This window comes from Bacillus safensis, assembly GCF_039619585.1.
Lineage (GTDB): Bacteria > Bacillota > Bacilli > Bacillales > Bacillaceae > Bacillus > Bacillus safensis.
Window position 1 is genome coordinate 2,874,530 of record NZ_CP154909.1, and the last position, 18,981, is coordinate 2,893,510.

The 18,981-nt window shown below is 43.4% G+C and carries 19 protein-coding genes; 4 read left to right on the forward strand and 15 right to left on the reverse strand.

Annotation, left to right across the window (positions count from 1 at the left end):
* Positions 1-19 precede the first annotated feature (19 nt).
* Positions 20-916 (reverse strand): lipoyl synthase, encoded by an 897-nt coding sequence (gene lipA / locus AAYR28_RS14870; RefSeq protein ID WP_120208034.1) that lies wholly within the window; start codon positions 914-916, stop codon positions 20-22.
* Between the two features lie 326 nt (positions 917-1,242).
* On the opposite strand from lipA, the gene AAYR28_RS14875 reads away from it, so the two are divergent.
* Entirely contained in the window at positions 1,243-2,187 is a 945-nt protein-coding gene (locus AAYR28_RS14875; RefSeq protein ID WP_259455921.1) for a M23 family metallopeptidase, read from the forward strand.
* A 26-nt stretch (positions 2,188-2,213) separates the two neighbouring features.
* On the opposite strand, the gene yunB is transcribed toward AAYR28_RS14875, so the two are convergent.
* From yunB to AAYR28_RS14895, 4 genes are all read right to left on the reverse strand, one after another.
* Positions 2,214-2,978 carry a sporulation protein YunB gene (gene yunB, locus AAYR28_RS14880; protein ID WP_034282711.1) on the reverse strand — a complete coding sequence of 255 codons (765 nt, stop codon included), beginning with the start codon at positions 2,976-2,978 and terminating at the stop codon, positions 2,214-2,216.
* A gap of 75 nt (positions 2,979-3,053) precedes the next feature.
* Positions 3,054-3,359 (reverse strand): YunC family protein, encoded by a 306-nt coding sequence (locus tag AAYR28_RS14885; RefSeq protein WP_034282637.1) that lies wholly within the window; start codon positions 3,357-3,359, stop codon positions 3,054-3,056.
* 67 nt (positions 3,360-3,426) lie between these two features.
* Positions 3,427-4,800 carry a bifunctional metallophosphatase/5'-nucleotidase gene (locus AAYR28_RS14890; protein WP_061110035.1) on the reverse strand — a complete coding sequence of 458 codons (1,374 nt, stop codon included), beginning with the start codon at positions 4,798-4,800 and terminating at the stop codon, positions 3,427-3,429.
* 66 nt (positions 4,801-4,866) lie between these two features.
* Positions 4,867-5,718: a DUF72 domain-containing protein gene (locus tag AAYR28_RS14895; RefSeq protein ID WP_034282640.1), complete on the reverse strand. Its 852-nt coding sequence runs from the start codon at positions 5,716-5,718 to the stop codon at positions 4,867-4,869.
* Positions 5,719-6,023: 305 nt separating this feature from the next.
* Here AAYR28_RS14895 and AAYR28_RS14900 point away from each other — a divergent pair, with 305 nt between their 5' ends.
* Both AAYR28_RS14900 and AAYR28_RS14905 read left to right on the forward strand, forming a co-directional pair.
* Complete coding sequence (locus tag AAYR28_RS14900) at positions 6,024-7,193, forward strand: PucR family transcriptional regulator (RefSeq protein WP_120207623.1); 1,170 nt, start codon at positions 6,024-6,026, stop codon at positions 7,191-7,193.
* A gap of 64 nt (positions 7,194-7,257) precedes the next feature.
* Positions 7,258-8,415 carry an oxalate decarboxylase family bicupin gene (locus tag AAYR28_RS14905; RefSeq protein ID WP_034282645.1) on the forward strand — a complete coding sequence of 386 codons (1,158 nt, stop codon included), beginning with the start codon at positions 7,258-7,260 and terminating at the stop codon, positions 8,413-8,415.
* Between the two features lie 64 nt (positions 8,416-8,479).
* Here the strand turns inward: AAYR28_RS14905 and AAYR28_RS14910 are convergent, their stop codons facing one another.
* From AAYR28_RS14910 to AAYR28_RS14920, 3 genes are all read right to left on the reverse strand, one after another.
* A complete protein-coding gene (locus tag AAYR28_RS14910; protein ID WP_345808870.1) occupies positions 8,480-9,208 on the reverse strand; it encodes an NPP1 family protein in 729 nt (242 codons plus the stop codon).
* Positions 9,209-9,481: 273 nt separating this feature from the next.
* Positions 9,482-10,681 carry an MFS transporter gene (locus AAYR28_RS14915; protein WP_120207626.1) on the reverse strand — a complete coding sequence of 400 codons (1,200 nt, stop codon included), beginning with the start codon at positions 10,679-10,681 and terminating at the stop codon, positions 9,482-9,484.
* A gap of 158 nt (positions 10,682-10,839) precedes the next feature.
* Positions 10,840-12,075: a pyridoxal-phosphate-dependent aminotransferase family protein gene (locus AAYR28_RS14920; protein ID WP_120207628.1), complete on the reverse strand. Its 1,236-nt coding sequence runs from the start codon at positions 12,073-12,075 to the stop codon at positions 10,840-10,842.
* Between the two features lie 171 nt (positions 12,076-12,246).
* Between AAYR28_RS14920 and AAYR28_RS14925 the strand changes: the two genes are divergently transcribed.
* Entirely contained in the window at positions 12,247-13,125 is an 879-nt protein-coding gene (locus AAYR28_RS14925; RefSeq protein ID WP_120207631.1) for an endonuclease I family protein, read from the forward strand.
* A 13-nt stretch (positions 13,126-13,138) separates the two neighbouring features.
* On the opposite strand, the gene AAYR28_RS14930 is transcribed toward AAYR28_RS14925, so the two are convergent.
* The 7 genes from AAYR28_RS14930 to AAYR28_RS14960 all read right to left on the reverse strand — a co-directional run bounded on the left by AAYR28_RS14930 (position 13,139) and on the right by AAYR28_RS14960 (position 18,853).
* Complete coding sequence (locus tag AAYR28_RS14930; RefSeq protein ID WP_034282655.1) at positions 13,139-13,882, reverse strand: IucA/IucC family C-terminal-domain containing protein; 744 nt, start codon at positions 13,880-13,882, stop codon at positions 13,139-13,141.
* A gap of 21 nt (positions 13,883-13,903) precedes the next feature.
* Positions 13,904-14,941 (reverse strand): FecCD family ABC transporter permease, encoded by a 1,038-nt coding sequence (locus AAYR28_RS14935; protein WP_061110041.1) that lies wholly within the window; start codon positions 14,939-14,941, stop codon positions 13,904-13,906.
* Entirely contained in the window at positions 14,934-15,950 is a 1,017-nt protein-coding gene (locus AAYR28_RS14940) for a FecCD family ABC transporter permease (protein ID WP_034282660.1), read from the reverse strand. The genes AAYR28_RS14935 and AAYR28_RS14940 overlap by 8 nt, the downstream gene beginning before the upstream one ends.
* Positions 15,951-16,023: 73 nt before the next feature.
* Complete coding sequence (locus AAYR28_RS14945) at positions 16,024-16,977, reverse strand: ABC transporter substrate-binding protein (RefSeq protein ID WP_120207633.1); 954 nt, start codon at positions 16,975-16,977, stop codon at positions 16,024-16,026.
* A gap of 139 nt (positions 16,978-17,116) precedes the next feature.
* Positions 17,117-17,602: a hypothetical protein gene (locus AAYR28_RS14950; protein ID WP_259455904.1), complete on the reverse strand. Its 486-nt coding sequence runs from the start codon at positions 17,600-17,602 to the stop codon at positions 17,117-17,119.
* The gene (locus AAYR28_RS14955; protein ID WP_345808871.1) at positions 17,583-17,876 is read right to left on the reverse strand and encodes an alpha/beta hydrolase; all 294 of its coding nucleotides are present in this window, start codon (positions 17,874-17,876) and stop codon (positions 17,583-17,585) included. The genes AAYR28_RS14950 and AAYR28_RS14955 overlap by 20 nt, the downstream gene beginning before the upstream one ends.
* A gap of 65 nt (positions 17,877-17,941) precedes the next feature.
* Positions 17,942-18,853 (reverse strand): alpha/beta hydrolase, encoded by a 912-nt coding sequence (locus AAYR28_RS14960; RefSeq protein ID WP_345808872.1) that lies wholly within the window; start codon positions 18,851-18,853, stop codon positions 17,942-17,944.
* Positions 18,854-18,981 lie beyond the last annotated feature (128 nt).

Here is an 18,981-nt window from a genome sequence, read left to right on the forward strand (position 1 = left end):
AGCTCTGGCGTTTTCTTTGTTATGCTTGCGCCTGACGTTTTTTAGACGCTTCGTTTACTTGTTCATCTGCATGGTAGGAAGAGCGCACAAGCGGCCCAGCTTCACAGTGGCTAAAACCTTTTGACATCGCAATTTCCTTCAGCTCTGCAAACTCATCCGGATGGTAGTATTTTTGAACTTTCAAATGCTTTTTCGAAGGCTGTAAATACTGGCCAATCGCCATAATATCCACATTATTGGCAAGAAGATCATCCATGACTTCAATGATTTCTTCCTTCGTTTCACCGAGTCCAATCATAATGCTTGATTTTGTTGGAATGTCGGGCTGCATTTCTTTTGCACGACGCAAGAATTCTAATGAACGTTCATATGTAGCACGCGCACGAACTCTTGGCGTTAATCTGCGAACTGTTTCAATGTTGTGATTTAAAATGTCAGGACGAGTGTCCATTAACGTCTTCAAGTTATCATAATTACCGCCCATATCTGAAGGGAGAACTTCAATGGTCGTGAATGGGCTTTTTCTTCTAATCGCACGAACGGTTTCAGCGAACACACCTGCTCCGCCATCCTTTTGATCATCCCTTGCAACCGCTGTTATGACAGCGTGCTTTAAATTCATTAAGGCTACTGAATCTGCCACGCGTTCTGGCTCTTGCAGGTCAAGCTCAGTCGGAAGTCCAGTTTTCACCGCACAGAAACGGCATGCGCGCGTACAAACAGATCCAAGGATCATAAATGTAGCGGTTCTTCTCACTGCCCAGCATTCATGAATATTCGGACATTTTGCTTCCTCACAAACGGTATGCAGGTTGTTTTCCCGCATCATTTTCTTTAAACCGGTATAGTTTTCATTCGTATTCAGCTTAATTTTAAGCCAGTCCGGTTTTTTTACGTGCTCTTCCTTCTTTGCCAATTCCATCATCTCCATATGAATTCGTTAAAGGTGCATCTACAAAAATCTTCCTGCTATATACGATGGATGCAGCCAAGAAGCTGCAAAAAATTGAATCTTCGGCCTAAAGCCTTTTCTTTAGACACTTTAACATAGTACAGATTGAACAACAAGGGAATGAGCTGCAAAAATACCCAAAAGCCTCCTAAAAAAACAGAAGAAAATTACTAACATTTTCTTCTTATGAAATAGAGTGATCTAACCACACTAAACGGTAGAAGACAATGCTCGATGAAAGGAGATGAACGTTTGTGAAAGTGGTCTTAGCCATCATGATTGCTCTTTCAATGCTCCCTTTACCTGTTCATGCAAAAGGGACGGGCAAGCAGCCAGATGAATTGAAGCAAAGAATGGCCCTATATGAAAAAGTCTCCATCACAACACAGGTTCCATGGTATGTACTTGCTGCAGTTGATCAGTATGAACACAATATTCGAAAAAGCAGAAGAGATTTACCGAAACAAAAAGGCGTCATTGGCATCTACATCCCCCGGGAAATGTGGATTGGACCAGAAAACCCGAATAAACAGGATACCTCTCCTTTAAGCATTAAAGTGTTTGACGGAATTGGTCTTGATGGAAATGGGGATGGCAAAGCAAGCAGCGATGACGATGAGGATGTATTGTTCACGTTTGCTCAATACTTGCTTCACTACGGCAGCAGCATTGATCAATTAAAAATTGGCTTATGGGACTATTATGGACGTGATCAAACCGTTGGAATCATTTCATCTTTTATGAAGCTATATAAGCACTACGGCCATCTTGATCTTGGAAAGCATGCTTTTCCTCTTCCAGTTGGAGCTGACTACAGCTACCGAAGTACATGGGGAGATGCGAGAGGGTTTGGAGGCAGAAGAATTCATGAGGGAACCGATTTATTTGCCCATTATGGACTTCCCGTTCGTGCGACATCGTATGGCGTGATTGAAATGAAAGGCTGGAACCGTTTTGGCGGCTGGCGGATAGGTATTCGAGATATTCATAATCATTATCATTACTTCGCTCACTTAAATGGCTTTGCGAAAGGACTCAAGACAGGTCAAATTGTTGAACCTGGCCAGGTGATTGGGTCTGTCGGAAGCTCCGGTTACGGCCCTCCTGGCACTGCAGGAAAGTTTCCGCCGCATCTTCACTATGGCATGTACAAAGACAACGGCAGAACGGAATGGTCATTTGATCCATATCCTTATTTGAGGGCGTGGGAAAGAGCTGAACGGAAACGAAAGTAAATAACAGCCCAATCTTTGTTGGGCTGTTATTCCTTTTTCTCCTTTTTCTCTGGGAGAACAATTGATGGAGCACCTGAGTTTGTTCCACTGCCATTATAATAATCTGGTACGTCTCCTTGAACGGCTTGTATGGAGACAGGAACAGAGTTTTTAACTACGATTGTTTCAGAAGCAAATGGGATAATGACTCTTACCTTGACCTCGATCAGAACACTAATATCAATCAAGGCATTGTTGATACCATAAGGCTTAATGTTTTTTTCAACGTCCGTATGCGGATCACCAATCACACTAAAGCGCACAGGCACTTTTGGTCCGAGGTTGGCGATGAGTGCATTTCCGGATGCTTGCCCAAGCGGAATGTTATATATAATGCCGTCATGTCCATCTGTTTGATCCTTTAATGCTTCTTTTGCCTCTTTTTGAAAGTTCCCCTTTTCAATGTCCTCTAAATTTTTTTGAAGATGACGCGAGAGGTCAGCCATTGCTTTCGATGTTGCTTGCGCATTAAAATCGATGGTCGTCACTTTTCCGTTCTCACTTGTATTCATGACCACCATATCCTTCATATTCTCCTGATCATCTGCAAAGTCTTGCACTGAATATTGTATGAGGTGATTGGCGATGCGCTCTGTTTCGAGTTCAGCAATGTGAATAAGGGTAGGTTTAATGGATCGGTTGATAAAAAATAAACTAATCACGGTTGAGAGCACAAAGAATAAGATCGCAAGCAGCATGACGTAACGAAATGGCAAAGGGCCCTTCTTGTAGGGGCGATAACGGCGGTTCATTCTCAATAAAAAATCCCCCCTTCTCCATTACATGTGTATGCAGACAGGCGGGGGGATAGGAATCATCTCTCTATTTTATTTCACCATTTTTAATAATGCATCTCTTCCAATTGTTCCAGCTGAGATGCCCAGCGCTTCTGCGGCGTATGTCACAGATTCTAAAGGAGCATCGAGCAATTGCTCAATGGTTCTTACACCAACTGCTCTTCCTGCAATAATTCCTCTATCTGCAAGCTTTTCATTCAAGAGCCCGACATCCAGTGCACCGCACATAATATACCCATGTTCATTTGATACTGCCATAAAATTTGTCTTCGGCAGCTTGACGGTGACCGCTGTAAAGGAATGGCCATCAATTGTAATAGGTGTTAAATTCACCAAATCCCTTCACTCCTCTCATCACAATCTATGTGAAAAGAGGGCGCGTGTTGTTAGGCTGAAGCGGATTTCAAGTGGCTTCCTTCAAGCGCCATGTCAGAACATCACGTAAAAATTCAGGCATGAAATATTCAATGTGTTCGTGATCACGGATATGAGGAAAAAGAGAGCCTAATGTATACATATCGACTGTGCCAACTGTATAGGAGGCGTCTTTTTTGATCAATTGACCATGTACAAAGACATCCTTCACCCGTTTGGCATCGCCTTCCTCTAACGTATAGCTGAGTCCGCTATATAGCATTTTCCCCATTAGCTCACCTCTAAATCCGAAGCCTTTGATGCGCAGCTGTTCCATTTTTTCTTCACAGCCCCGTCGAACTGTTTCGATCAGCTGTTGACCGGTAAGCGTCACCCGAATGGGATTAATGGGATGCGGACATATCCGGTGGATTTCTTCTCTTGTGACGATCCCTGCCTCTAATGAATCAAGCACCATTCCTGCATTCATCATGCCAATATCTGCTCCGCACCAATCTTTAATGGCATCTGTTAAGAGCTGCGGAAGCGGAGATTCGTCGAACCACTTCGTTTCTAGCTTCGACTCAATCGTTGTCACTTTTTCCTGCATGAGTGCTTTCGCTCTTCTTTCTGCTTGCTGTAAGGTGGTGATGGCTTCATCTGATTCACTGATGAGCTGATCTACTGACTGTACTGTCGCTTTTTTCTCTATCAGCTCTTTGCGCGCTGTATCGATCGTCAGCTCAACACAGCCAATATAATGCCCATACTTTTCAGCGCATGCAAGCAGCACACCATTGTCCATTTCACCTTGTTCTAACAGATGATGCGTGTGTGACCCTAGGATGATGTCGATGTCAGGGAAATCACGGGCGACCTCTCGATCATGGATGATACCGAGATGGGATAAAAGCACAATGACATCTGCCTGTCCCTTCACTTCCTGCAGCATGTCCCGTATGCTGTCAAACGGATCAGTAATGTTCCAGCCCAGCTTTTCATATACAGGTGTATACGCAATGGTCACGCCTAAGAGACATATCTTCAGTCCGTTTTCCATTGTGATCATATGATAGGGCTTTGCCCATGATGGCCTTTTGCCTTTCTCAAATAAATTAGACAGGACCACTGGAAATTGTGCATTCTCATACAAGTGATCCAGCTGATCATGGGGCAGCGTAATGCCTTCATTATTCCCGATCGTGACTCCATCATAGCCAAGCTGATTGAGGAGCTTGACGTTTACCTTTCCATAATCCGCTTCGGATACGAGGTTCACTCGATCCATATGGTCGCCAATATCAAACAAGAGCATCTGATCGTGAACTTGACGCTTTTCTTCAATATAAGCTGCAATTTTTGGCCAGTTCTCAAAGTGGCTGTGCAAGTCGTTTGTATGATATAACCATAGCTTCTGCAGCATGTTGATCTCTCCCTCAAGTTGTCACTGACCGTCTCATTCAGGTTGAAAGCTTCAGTCAGCTCTCGGTTAACTAAATAAATCTAACTGCTTCGGAGACAGGTTTGAATAGGTGATATCCAGCAAATCAATCATCTGCTGGCCATTCGCCGCTGCATCTCCGCCAGAGTTATTATTAAACACGACATAGACATCTTTCGATTGCTGATGCAGGATGTCGAGATTCTTTTTCCACTCTTTTAATTCAGCTTCATTATATAAATATAAGTATCTTACTTCACGCCAATTCTCATGGTCTGCCGGGTGAAGCCAGCCCTGTTTATTCCTCCCGTGAAATCGGACCAAGGTTTTATCACGGTGTGTAGCTTGTATGACTGGCGGAATGGAGCCTTCTCCGACTTGCGGTTCATCACAGACGGAATGAATCCATCCTTCCTTTTCCATAAAGGACAAAGTCTGCTCATAGAATTCCTCTGAAAACCATGTACGGTTTCGGAATTCGAGTGCACATGGAATATCGCCCATCTTCTCCTTACACCATCTTAAATAGTGAACGTGCTCTTTTTTGCAATCAAACCAAGGTGGAAATTGAAAGAGCACCATGGCCAGTTTCCCTTCACGAATGAGCGGAGTCAGCGAAAGAATAAATGCATCAAACATGTCCTCCTTCGAAGCAAACGGAATCTCGCCCCTTTGATGTCCAGTCATTCCTTGGTATGCTTTCACAACAAATTGAAAGTCATCTGGCGTATCCTTTATCCACTTTTCATGATTACGCTCAGGCTGAACCGCATAAAAGCTGGCATCCAGTTCCACAATCGGAAACGTTGATGCGTAGTGAAACAGCTTTTGCGCGCTGCCGATTCTCGGCGGATAAAGACTGTCATGATCTCCCCAGCCAGTTAATCCGATATAAATCATGTTTCTCACCTCTTGCCACTCTCATGTATAGACGGCTTCCTCACATCAAAGCCTTTATTCCTTGTGATACCCATATTTCTGAAAGAAATTCTTCTGTCTACAACATATCATATTTGCTCGTAATTCTGAATGAAGATGACTGGCGGCACGTGATTTTGTCCTGACGCTCTGTTTGTTTGTTATATGAATTGACAACTTTCTATCTAAAATGATTTTAGCTGATAACATAAAATGCATATCAGAGATGTTGACAGTGATTGTCCATTTTTTTATTCATCTTCACCAATAAAGGAGACCCAGTGGATATGAACATAGACGATAATCAGTTTGAAATTTTACAAGAATTGGCCAAAAAGATTCACAAGCCCATCTATTTGTTTAACCAGCATGGACGTATTCTCTATACCTCGCACCCCATGATCACGAGCCCAGAATGGATGCACATTCTCCCCTTTTTCCAAAGCAGGACAACTCATTCTTTTTCAATGATACATGCAAAACAAACCTTTTCCATCTTTCCAATTGATCTAAACGAACAAACATGTGATTATCTGGTCATCCCTTCTTTCATTCACCCGCAGAATAAAACTTTGCATGGGATCATTGCAAAAGCAGTAAACGAAATGTCAATTGCACGTATGAGACAATATGCCGCCGTGCAAACGGCCAAGCGTGCTAGAAATGAGGGCTTTCGTAGATGGATAGAGAGGACACCGTCTTCTCAGCAAGATCCCTTACATTTCGCTCAGACGTTTGAATTAAACGCCGAATGCCGCTATCTATGTATGATCTGTCAGCTTGACGAGCGCAGTGATTCCACATGTTTTATGAAGCAGCAAATGGTTTTAGATCAAATGGTTGATCTGCTCGAAAGTGCACTTCCAAGCTGCCCATTTCCTGCCTTTCTGTTTTTAAAAGGTGATATGGGTGTTGTATTGATGGAGGAGACTGGCAGTTGGCCGGAGGTTAGCGGCAGGCTCAGCTCTTTTTTAAAACAGTTGCAGATGCTTGTTAAACTGCAAGTGAATCATACTATTTCTTTTGGGGTGAGCTTGACAGGCTGCCTCATCTCCCATCTGTCTGAAGGCTACAATGAAGCATTAGAGGCTCTTCAAACAGGACATCTCTCATCGCGTACTGAATATATTCAATTTTATCAAGCGAAGGATGTGCCAGATTTACTAAGGCTCATTCCAAGAAAGGATATGATCACGTTTCACCAGCTCCACCTTCACCCGTTATCTGAACCATCACAAGTCGATCAAAGCCTTCTTCACACCTTATCTGTCTATTTAGAAACCCATTGCCACATTTCAGAAACAGCCAAACGATTGTCCATTCATCGCAACACGGTCATTTATCGCCTCGAGAAGTGTGAAGAATTGCTTCGAATCAGCTTAAAAGATTCTGACGCAACATTGCGGCTGCGCTTAGCATTCCGTATTCAAATGTTTCTCTCATCCCATCCTGATTGAATTTTTTCTTCTGAAACTTCATATAGTTTGGAGGAGAAAAATGAGACTCAAGGAGGGATGATAAATGGATGATGAGCTCCGTCACATCCCGCAGCCCATTCGAAAGGATGGCGCGGGTGCCACCGACTTAGGCCCGCGCGATGTCCTTCGAGATATAGAGAACCCAGATATGCTCGTTCCCCCTAAAACCGATGCCGGAACAATCCCCAATTTAAAATTTTCATTTTCTGATACACACATGCATTTGAATCACGGCGGCTGGTCGAGGGAAATTACAAAGCGGGAGCTGCCGGTTTCAACAACGATTGCAGGTGTCAACATGCGGCTCACACGCGGAGGTGTTCGTGAGCTTCATTGGCATAAGCAGGCGGAATGGGCGTATATGATTTTAGGCAAAGCCCGCATCACATCTGTAGATGCAGAAGGGCGAAATATGATCGCTGATATAGAAGAAGGTGATTTGTGGTATTTTCCACCTGGTATCCCGCACTCTATTCAAGGACTTGAGGATGGTTGTGAGTTCCTTCTTGTATTTGATGATGGCGATTTTTCTGAATTTGATACATTCACGATCACAGACTGGTTTGCCCATACACCGAAAGAGATTCTCTCCGCCAATTTTGGTGTTCCTAAGAAATTGTTTGACCATATTCCGAAAAAGCAGCGCTATATGTTTCAAGGCTCGCCGCCGTCATCCTTAGAAAGCCAAATGGTATCTGACCCATACGGCAGCATTAAGCCGCCATTTACGCACCAGCTTCTTCGTCAAAAACCGATAACGACCTCTGGCGGAACCGTCCGAATTGTCGATTCACGGAATTTCCCGATTTCAAAAACTATTGCGGCTGCACTTGTTGAAGTAAAACCTGGCGGCATGAGAGAAATGCACTGGCACCCTAATAATGATGAGTGGCAATACTATTTAACAGGTACAGCTAAAATGACGGTCTTTGGAGCAGGAGGTACTGCCCGCACCTTTAATTACAGAGCAGGTGATGTTGGATATGTTCCTTTTGGCATGGGGCATTACATCCAAAATATCGGCCAAACGAGCCTTTGGTTTTTAGAGATTTTTAAAAGTGACCGGTTTGCAGATATTTCGTTGAATCAGTGGATGGCCTTAACCCCGCCTCAATTAGTGAAAGAGCATTTACACGTAGATGAAGCGATGATTCGTGCGCTTCATAAAGAAAAATCACCTGTCGTGAAATATGAGAGATGAAGCGATTTTGTTTATAAAAAAACCGATCATTTTTAGATGATCGGTTTTTAATCATGGTTAACCCTTATCGATACCACGCTTTTGCTAAATTGTTTTTAAAGTTACTATCTTTGAAAGGTACGTTTGCACTACCAAAGTCTGTTGTATTCAGTGCATGTCTTGCAGCCGGCGTTAGATCATCCCAGCCAATTATAGGCTGCATTCCTTTTCCGCTCACATTGCCGCTTACATTCAACTCATGATTTAATGGCCAGTTGCTATCATAACCTACTAAAGGATTTGTCCCTAAAATACTTGCTGCACTCGGTGCTACTTTCTTATATTGTCCATGACCTGAGTAAGCAATCGATTGAACACGCGGATTGACTACAGCTGGATTGTCAATCCAAACGACAATGGATTCCCAATCATGACGATGACCTAAGCCTGGTGAAGGATTATCTTTTGGGAAATACCAAGCATACATAATCGCCCAGCTGCCATTGTACCAATCTGAACGTGAATATACTTGACCGATATTACTGCTGCATCCACCATTATGTGAACCGCTCGTTTTTAACCCTCTGCTTGTGTTTCCAGCAGCATCTACAGCTGGGAATGGTACACATCCATGCCATACTTTCAAATAAGGCTGAAATTTTTTCGCCGCTTTTTGTGTAACAGTTGTTGGGTTGACTTCTCTAAAACCAACTACCTTGTCATGATCAATTTCTGCCGCATGAACTGCTGAAGGCACGGCTGTACTAGACATGGTGACGATAAAAAATATAATGGCAAACATAAAATTCTTCATTTTCTATCCCCTTTTCTCTTGATTATCTCAGTTACCTCATGCTGTCGAGATTGATGTTACCATTGCGGAAAAAACCAATCAATCACTTTTTACACAAAATGTATAATTTAGTATTTTATTAACAAGTTTTTATTGATCTCAAAGACCTAAATATATGGATTCCCTCTTAGAAATATTGATAAACTCTACTATTCATTTAGATAAAATATATACTATTTCTAATTGAAATTTTTCTAAATACATTTCATTCAATAAAAAAAGACTGTAGATCAACTACAATCTTCCTTGCGCTGCATGAGCATGCTGCACTTTTTTCCCCCACATGATGGATGCAGCGAAGCTTACGCAAAGCACCAGTGTTCCAAACATAAAAGGAAACTCAATATTCATATCAAATAATATACCCGCAAGACTCGGTCCGATGATATTGGCAAGGCTCATAAAGGATGTATTGAGACCGCCTGCTACCCCTTGCTGATTGCCTGCCATCTTGGACAGCAATGTATTGAGGGCTGGACGGACGAATGACGTAGCCGATAAAAATAAAATCGAACCTGTAAAAATCAACCAAAAGGACGGCGCAAAACGGCAGGCGATCAGCATGAAAGCCGCACCTAACAGCGCATAACGCACGACTCTCATCTCCCCAAATCGTTTCACACAAACATTCACTAACGCACCCTGGACAAGCACCCCGGCAAGACCTGCAACCGTAATCACAAACGCAATATCTTTAGGTGAAAATCCGTGTTTTTGGTCTACATATAAGCCGAAAATCGATTCAAAATGAATGATTCCGAAATTGAGGACAAAGGCCAAGATAAACAAAAAGCCGTACGATGTCCTTAGAGCCTCGATCATTTGTACAAAAGGATTGAAATGAATATCCTTGTTGAGCCGCGCCTCTTCCTGTTTTTCCTTTGTTAATGTTTCAGGTAAGAAGAGGATGGATAACAAAGTAGAAAGAGCAGCCAAGGAACCGGCAATCAGAAATGGAAATGCGATCCCGTACTCAACCAAATAGCCGCCTACGCCCGGTCCAATGACAAAACCTAGTGTCATCGCTGCACTGAATAGACCCATTCCTTTCCCTCGATCCTTTTCACTTGTGATATCAGCGATGTATGCAAACATGGCCGGCATAAGCAAAGCCCCAGCAGCACCGCCTAAAAACCGAGACACGAACAGCATCCAAAGCTGATCAGCAAAAGCAAAAATAAACTGAGCAATCGTAAAACCCGCAATCCCCGCAATGATCAATTTTCTTCGTCCAAATCGATCGGTCAGTGCCCCGGCAACCGGCGATAACGCAAATTGTGTAAAACCTGTTGCAGCGACAAGAAAACCGAGTGTTTTCCCTGTTGCACCAAAGGCTTCGATGTAACTCGGCATAACAGGTACAATGAGGCCAAAGCCAAGCATGGCAATAAAAATATTGAGCATCAAAATGTATAATCTGCCCATCTTCTTCATATAAAAACCTCTTTCTGCAAAATAAATGAAAATGATGACAAAAATGGTGAGAACTTCTCCAGTATAGCGATAACCTCATCTATAAGTCTAGTTTTTCAAAAATTAGCGTTCTTTTCCAAAATAAAAATACCCGCCAATGGCGGGTATTTTAGATATCGTTATTCAGCTTGTTCATAGATAGAAAGAGCCGCCTGAAGCCCTGCTCCGCAATGGATAGACGCACCATGTTTGATGAGGATCGCTTCAAGCCCTGCTAACACAAACAGCACATTTTCCTTTCGGCAGCTGTAGCCCATTGTCCCAATTCTCCATATACGGCCGGCAAGCGGTCCAAAGGAGCTTGCAATCTCAACCCCAAAATGATGGAGCAGGTCGGTACGGACCGCTTCTCCGTCAATACCACTTGGAATGACAATACAAGTCACAACCGGCATTTTACAATCTGGATCACCAAATAATTCAAGCCCCATTGCTTCAAGACCTTTCATCAAGGCTTTCTCATGAAATGCGTGCCTTTGAAAACGTTCAGACAGCCCTTCTTCCAGCACAAGACGAACCCCTTCTCGCAGTGCATAGAGCATCGTTGTCGCTTCTGTATGATGATTTAATCGTCTTGGGCTCCAATAATCCTGAAGCTGGCTTAAATCAAAATAATTGCTTTTGATTGGAGAAATGTCCATTTGTTTTTGTAATTCATCCTGTGTCGCAATGCCTTTTTCTACTTTCTTTCTCGATTCAATGACAGCTGCGACCCGGTCATTATACGTAATAGGTGACATACCTGATGGAACAGATAAACATTTCTGCGTGCCGCCAACCGCCGCATCAATTTTCCATTCATCCACTTTTACCTCGACACCGCCAATGGTTGCCACAGCGTCTACAATGAACAGCGCATCAAGAGCCCGGCATGCTTGCCCGATTTGCTTGAGCGGCTGTAATCGCCCGGTGGATGTTTCCCCATGAACCATGGCAACGATTTTAGGCTTGACCTGCTTTATTTCTTTGATGATGTCGTCAGGATCAAAAACCGTCCCCCATTCACATTCCATTGTATGTACCTCAGCACCGTAGCGCTGTCCTATTTCAATGAGCAGGTGACCGAAACGGCCAAAGACAGGCACAAGCATTGAATCTCCCGGCTCAATCATACTGGCGAGCACAGCTTCAAGCCCTGAACGTGACGTACCGTCGATTGGATAAGCCCATTTGTTTTCTGTTTGGAAAAGTGACCGCAATAAGGTCATTGTTTCATTCATAATGTGTGTAAATGCTGGATCAAATTGACCGAGAATAGGCGTGCTCATTACACGGAGTACTCTCGGGTCTACTTCTACGGGTCCCGGTGTCATAATCGTTCTTGAAGGTGTTTGCAGTTCTTTCACGTGATCCATCCTCTCCCTTGCTGTCCATTCTTATAAGCCCACTTATACAGGAATGCGCTTAAAATAGCAATCTCTTTTCCTACGAACTTATTACATAAAATTTACGAGGAATCCATTTATTTCTTCATGGTAATATGATAGAAATAAAGAGAATACATTCCCTATCAAGGAGGAAATCGAATGAAAAGAACTTTATTTGGAACTGTGGCCGCCGGAATCATGATATTCGGCACATTCGCCGCCCCGCTGCCTCCAGCTGCTAATGCTCAAGGTTTCAATCTGAGTGAACCTAGTCAAACGATCACCTTTTCCCCGTTACAGCTTCAAAACGAAACATCTGCACAACAAACGCAAACTGCCGCCACAAGTCAAATCGATTCCTATTACCAATCTGCTGCTGGCAAGTCAGGACCCGCTCTTAAGAAAGCCTTACACGATATCATTGATGATCATACGCAGCTCTCCTACAGCCAGGTTTGGAATGCATTAAAGGAAACAGATGAAGACCCCAATAACCCAAACAATGTGCTGCTGCTTTATAGTGGTGCCTCCCGCTCAAAGCAGTCGAATGGCGGAAATGTGGGCCAGTGGAACCGGGAGCATGTCTGGGCCAAGTCTCACGGCAATTTCGGGACAAGCCAAGGGCCTGGGACAGATCTCCATCACCTTCGTGCGACAGATGTGCAAACGAACAGCACACGCGGAAATTTAGATTTTGACACGGGTGGTAATGAATACAAAGGAGCGCCGGGCAACTTCTACGACAGCGACTCATTCGAACCTCACAGCCGGGTCAAAGGAGATGTCGCGAGAATGCTCTTTTATATGGCGGTTCGCTACGAAGGCGATGACCGCTTTCCAGATTTAGAATTGAACGACAAAGTGAATAATGGAAGCTCTCCCCTTCACGGCAAAATGTCTGTACTTCTCAAATGGCACAAGCAGGACCCAGTCGATCAAATCGAACGGAACCGCAATGAGATTATCTATCAAACGTATCAGCACAACCGCAACCCTTTTATTGATCATCCTGAATGGGCAGGCGAGATTTGGGAATAAAAAAAGGGCACTGCTACGAGCAAGCAGTGCCTTTCTTTTGTTCAAGCGGACAAACAAGACAATAATCGAGACTCTCCGATTTTTTCTCAAGCTTATAATACATACAGCAGGTCTTCCGGTTGGATGTTTCTAGTAAACTGTCGTCTAGGTTTAGGCTGTGCTGAAATGGATTTTGCTGAGCTCCGAATACATCACCAGCCGCTTGCTTCAGATACAGATAATCCTCCCGCACACGCTGCTTCACCGCAGGTTCTTCCGCTTCCCGCATCATGCTTCGATAAAGAGAGTTGATTCGAACCGCTACATTTTCCCATAAAATACGATAAGAGAGTTTTGATGTGCGGTTCAGCACGTCTAAAAGAGGCGTGACACACTCCGTAAACAGTGCACGCACGACCTTCTCTCTCCACTCATGCCTGTCTCCTTCTAGTGGAACAAACGAAGACGCCGTCTCATCCAATTCAATTTTCCGATCCTCTCTAAATGCACATGCTGCTGGTGGAAACTGATAGACACCGTCATACAGCGTCATCAAGTATAAAGAGGAACTGACAGCTAAGTAGGCGTACCGCTTTGAAAACATAGAGGCTGCTACCGCCAGATTCGGTGCATGCATCGCTTCCTTTTCAGCTTCTAATAAACGCATGACGGCTGCTTCTGAAAAAAGCGCAGCAAGTGTGCGATCAGATGTCATTGGTCCATTTGTGATGTGTACCCCAAAATCAAGTAATTCTCTCTCAACCCACTCTGGCCTCATATCAAAACCCCCATCTTCTGTTTATCGATTTCGCTGTTGATATAACAAATAAATAAAGAATGGTGCACCAATGGCCGCCGTAAATACACCTGCTGGGACGTCTAACGGTAGAAATGCGGTTCTAGCCACAAGATCAGCCAGCATCACGAGAATACTTCCAACAAGCGCAGATGCTGGGACAAGTGCTATGAAAGAACGGCCAATAATCATCCGTGCAACGTGCGGCGCCATGAGTCCAACAAATTCAATGCCTCCTGCAAATGCGACTGCAACACCAGCCAATGTCACACTCATCAGGAGAAAGAATAATCGTTTCGCCTGCACTTTTACCCCGAGACCTGTTGCAAGATCATCGCCAAGTTCTTTTACATTCATCGTTCTTGCTAACACCATGACAATCGGTAAAATGATCATCACCCAAGGAAGCATCGCAGTGACGTCTTTCATCGTAGAACCATATAAGCTGCCCGTCAGCCAGATGTATGACTTTGTCGTTGTCATCGTATCACTAAGTACAAGCGTAAACGTCACACATGCCTTCATAATGGCAGAAATCCCGATTCCCATCAGGACAAGTGTGATCGGCTTGACCCCTTTTTTCCATGAAAGCAAATAGATCAGGCACGATACTGCAAAAGCACCCGCAATCGCCCATAAGGATTGATAAGCAATGGGCACAGTGCCCATCCAAAAGACGATGAACATAATCGCACCAAACGAAGCACCACTTGTAATTCCAATGATATCAGGTGATGCCAGCGGGTTGCGGATCAATCCTTGCAAAATAAGCCCTGATACCGCAAGCGCGGCTCCGACTAAGACAGCCAGCAGCGTTCGTGGAATCCTCAGCGTATTTAACACAAAGGAATTCCCCTCTCCCTGACCGATTAAATGAAGCAGCACATCGACCGGCTGAATGAACCGGCTTCCCATACTGAGACTGAGAATAAATAAGCCAAAGGCAATGGCCGTCAATAAAAGTAAAATCAAAAACGTCCGCTTTGAAAATTGAAATGAAATGCGCCCGCCTTTAGAACGCACTGTATATGTTTTAGCCACCTGTCTTCAACCCCTTGCGCACGAGATAAACAAATAGAGGCGCTCCTGCTACCGCCGTCATGACACCAATCGGCACTTCCTGCGGCATGATCAGAAAACGAGCCGCCAGATCCGCGGCAAGTAAAAGCGACGCCCCCACTACGGCACAATACGGCAGTACCCAGCGGTGGTCAGGCCCGACAAGCTTTTTCACAATATGCGGCACAAGAAAACCAACAAAACCAATTGAACCAGCAACAGCGACAGAACCACCTGCTAAAAAGACAACGAGTACACCCATCGTTATTTTCAGCAGCAGTGTACGCTGGCCAAGTCCTTTGGCAATATCGTCTCCCGACAAAAGAACATTAATAGAACGTCCCAGAAGCAGCGCCACAATAGTCGCACCTAAAATATAAGGCAAAACAGGGATTAACATATCAATGCTTCTTCCAGACACTGAACCAGCCATCCAGAACAGAATACTTTGAATCGACTGTTCATTCACGATTAAAAGACCTTGTGTAAAAGACGCAAACAGTGCAGATATTGCCGCACCTGCAAGGACAATTTTGACCGGCGTCAATCCATCTCTTCCAATGGAGCCCAATAGAAAAACGAGCATCCCAGCAATCGCTGCGCCTAGAAAGGCTGTCCACATATAGCCTGTTAACGACTCTGTTGAAAAGAAAACAATCGAAATCACGATAAAAAATAGCCCGCCTGCATTAATTCCTAATAAATCAGGCGCCGCAAGCGGATTTCTTGTCAATGCCTGCATGAGTGCACCTGAAATCGCCAGGCTAGATCCAACGACCGTTGCGATTAAAGCTCTTGATAATCTGGATGTCATGACAATGACACTGTTTGGATCCGATTCATCAAATTGAAGAAAAGCATGGATGGTGGCTTTGAGGGAAATAGAGGTTTGCCCAAGGGAAATACTGAGCATAAAAAAGACCAACATCAACACAATGAATCCAGCAAAAAGCAGTGCCTTGCTTGAATCCTTTTTTAATAAACTTCTCATCTGATTCCCGCTTTCAATCTGTTATGGAAAAAAGGAGAAAATGGTATGTTCACATTTTCTCCTCTGTTATGTCTTATTTATCAATTACTAGACGATCGTAAATATCATCAAGCATCATGTTTGCTGCGATAATACCGCCGCCCATGTTCCAAGTGATTTCATCTACTTTATGCACTTGTTTCGCTTTCACTGCGTCAAGCTGCTTCCATAAAGGATGACTCGTCCACTCTTTATATGCTTTTTCAACTGCTTTATCCTGATCATCCATAAAGTAATAGATCACATCTGCATCCATTTGCGGAATGCTCTCTTTGTCTGTAAGTGTAATGATGTCTTGCTTTTTATCTTTGACATTCTTAGGTCCTTCAAAGCCTAGCTCTGTTAAAATGGACCCTGCGAAACCAGTTTGATAGATTCTAGCATGATCTGCACGGAAGTTCACCACAGATACACTCATCGGCCAGTTTTTGATGTCTTTTTTCGCTTTTTCTTTGAAATCAGCGACGCGGTCATCCCACTTCGTCAGCAATTCTTTTGATTTGTCTTGCTTGTTTAATGCTTCACCCATTAATTTCACTGTGTCTTTAAAGGTGAACACTGTTTCTGTTGCAACAGTTGGAGCGATTTCTTTCAGCTGATCAAAAATTTGCTCGTGGCGGATTTTCGATGCAATGATCAAATCAGGCTTGAGCTTTTCAATTTCCTCTAAGTTTGGCTGTGTTTCCTGCCCAACAATTTTAACATCCTTTAAGTCATCTCTTAAATATTTATACGTAGGTGCTTCAAGCCATGATTCAACAACACCTACTGGTTTAATGCCCATAGCGACTGCTGCATCCGTTGCTCCTTGGTACAGTGTCACCACACGTTTAGGCGATCCTTTAATTTCAGTTGAACCGATAGCGCTTTCAACAGTTCTTGTTTTCTCTTTACTATCTGACTTGCCGTTACTGCTATTGCTGCCGCAAGCTGCAAGTAAAACGATGGAGAGCACAACTAAAAGCGACCAAAAAGATTTCTTGAACATGTACCTCACCTATCCATTCTATATGTAGTCATATCGTTTGATAACGATTCTCATTATCACACTATGATTTTATCATAGAAAAGGATGGTGTCAATGTAAATTTTTAAGAAAACGGGAGAGTGTTGACTAGTTGTTCATGCTAAATAGAACGATTCCACACTTGGATAGTTCCTCCAATCTGTTTTCCCACTTCTAGTAGAATCGACAAATGAGTGTGTCCATCCAGCACTTGATAGACTGATTGTTGTTGGATCGCTTCATTTGGCAGCTCATGATAGGCAGGAAATTTTTCTATATCAAACAGTTCATCCTCGCTGCCTACTAACATCGCATATGGCCGATCCATTCTCGCAAATTGTTTTTTAGGTGCTGATGGGGTTAAGGCAAGTGATAGTTTGACGGTGATGGCTGTCAATAAAAGCGGATCCTGCTCGACTGCCCATTTTGGATAATGAAAACGTACGGCTTCAGAATGACTCATCAACATTCCTTTTGTCATGGCAGACAGAACGAATTTCCATACTTGAACGGCCGCAAAAGGAATTTGATCTGGCCTCGCAGTATCTGATTGATGGCCAAATTCAGGTGCAATAAAAAAGTAGCCATCAACCTCTCTTTTTTCCATCCGAATGGCCGTGACCTCTTAGATCGAGCAAAAACGTATTCACATGAAATTCATGCTGCAGCGTATGGGCGATATGCTCATAACCAGCCAAACTATGAGCACCACCGCCATGAATTAAGATCACATTGGCCTGCGTCTTCTTTTCTGATAAAAATGGATAATACGCAAGGCTTGTACCATCATGTGATGAAATGTATTGTCTTTCTGGAATATGTACAGGGACTGCCTGCTGCATACTTGCAAACGAGAATGGTTCGGTCTTGATATCTGTCAATTTTTTTGCTCCTTCAAACAGAAACGAGAATGGCCAGCCGCGCTAGTCATCCTCATTCTTATATCTTATTCATTGAATTCTTTCAAAGGGAAGGTATTACTTTCAATAATCGCGACAATTTGATTTAACGCTTTTTTTGCTTCTGGTATAGGGAAGACAGGAAACACGTGATTCATTTTAGGATATTCTATATAGTTTATTGGAACCCCCTGCTTATCTGCCATCTCTTTGAATTTACGAGCATCTGGGAGAAAGAATTCGTGAGTGCCTATAAAAACAGAAATTCGTCCCAATGATTTGATCTCTCCATAAATTGGACTGACTAAGTGGTGTGTTTCATCCATTTCACCCGCATATCTTTTTCCTGCTTCAATTAATAAGGCTAGATTGAGCATTGGTTCTTTTGGAACCATAGCAGCGATATCTGGGTTGCTTAATGTGACATCTAGCCATGGTGATAAAAGAATGATATTTCCTGGCTGCGGCAAGCCCTTTTTTGCCAAGTATTGAGCAAAAGCTAACGATAAACCGCCGCCAGCAGAATCGCCCATGATGACGATATTTTCAGGTGTTCCTTTCTCTAAAAGACCTTGGTACACAGGGAAGACACTCTCGATCACATCCATATACTGATGGTTCGGTGCTTTTGGATAAACCGGCACATACACCGTACTATTTAATTGCTTCGTCAATCGGTCTAAAAAACGCCAATGCCAAGTCAAAGGCTGTTCAATATAGCCGCCACCGTGTATAAACAACACTTGATGGTCATCCGGCTGGACATTTGATTTCAGCATATACGTATCGACTGGAAACGAGTGATTTTGAGTGATATTGTACTTATTCTTAAGTTTTTCAGGCAATTCATAAGGTAATTGATTTGCCCTTCTTCGTTCTTCTAGATAATCATTTACGTTGAGTTTCTTTTTCGTCAAAATAAGCAGCTGTTCTACTAAAAAACTTTGAATACTTCGCATATGATCGACCCCTGTTCATAGAATCATGATGATCGATGCCGATGGAAAGATAAGGCTTCTAAAGCATACCATATGAAGACGTACATCAGGAAAAAACCTTTTATCCAGCTGATCACTCACCACAACAA

What these genes read in the sequence shown, in the direction of transcription:
- AAYR28_RS14950 (WP_259455904.1), bottom strand. Translation starts at nt 17,602, where the DNA reads ATGGAAAAAAGAGAGGTTGATGGCTACTTTTTTATTGCACCTGAATTT.
- AAYR28_RS14960 (WP_345808872.1), bottom strand. Translation starts at nt 18,853, where the DNA reads ATGCGAAGTATTCAAAGTTTTTTAGTAGAACAGCTGCTTATTTTGACG.
- AAYR28_RS14920 (WP_120207628.1), bottom strand. Translation starts at nt 12,075, where the DNA reads ATGGATCACGTGAAAGAACTGCAAACACCTTCAAGAACGATTATGACA.
- yunB (WP_034282711.1), bottom strand. Translation starts at nt 2,978, where the DNA reads ATGAACCGCCGTTATCGCCCCTACAAGAAGGGCCCTTTGCCATTTCGT.
- AAYR28_RS14890 (WP_061110035.1), bottom strand. Translation starts at nt 4,800, where the DNA reads ATGCTGCAGAAGCTATGGTTATATCATACAAACGACTTGCACAGCCAC.
- AAYR28_RS14895 (WP_034282640.1), bottom strand. Translation starts at nt 5,718, where the DNA reads ATGATTTATATCGGATTAACTGGCTGGGGAGATCATGACAGTCTTTAT.
- AAYR28_RS14925 (WP_120207631.1), top strand. Translation starts at nt 12,247, where the DNA reads ATGAAAAGAACTTTATTTGGAACTGTGGCCGCCGGAATCATGATATTC.
- AAYR28_RS14910 (WP_345808870.1), bottom strand. Translation starts at nt 9,208, where the DNA reads ATGAAGAATTTTATGTTTGCCATTATATTTTTTATCGTCACCATGTCT.
- AAYR28_RS14905 (WP_034282645.1), top strand. Translation starts at nt 7,258, where the DNA reads ATGGATGATGAGCTCCGTCACATCCCGCAGCCCATTCGAAAGGATGGC.
- AAYR28_RS14915 (WP_120207626.1), bottom strand. Translation starts at nt 10,681, where the DNA reads ATGAAGAAGATGGGCAGATTATACATTTTGATGCTCAATATTTTTATT.
- AAYR28_RS14940 (WP_034282660.1), bottom strand. Translation starts at nt 15,950, where the DNA reads ATGAGAAGTTTATTAAAAAAGGATTCAAGCAAGGCACTGCTTTTTGCT.
- AAYR28_RS14945 (WP_120207633.1), bottom strand. Translation starts at nt 16,977, where the DNA reads ATGTTCAAGAAATCTTTTTGGTCGCTTTTAGTTGTGCTCTCCATCGTT.
- AAYR28_RS14900 (WP_120207623.1), top strand. Translation starts at nt 6,024, where the DNA reads ATGAACATAGACGATAATCAGTTTGAAATTTTACAAGAATTGGCCAAA.
- AAYR28_RS14875 (WP_259455921.1), top strand. Translation starts at nt 1,243, where the DNA reads ATGCTCCCTTTACCTGTTCATGCAAAAGGGACGGGCAAGCAGCCAGAT.
- AAYR28_RS14930 (WP_034282655.1), bottom strand. Translation starts at nt 13,882, where the DNA reads ATGAGGCCAGAGTGGGTTGAGAGAGAATTACTTGATTTTGGGGTACAC.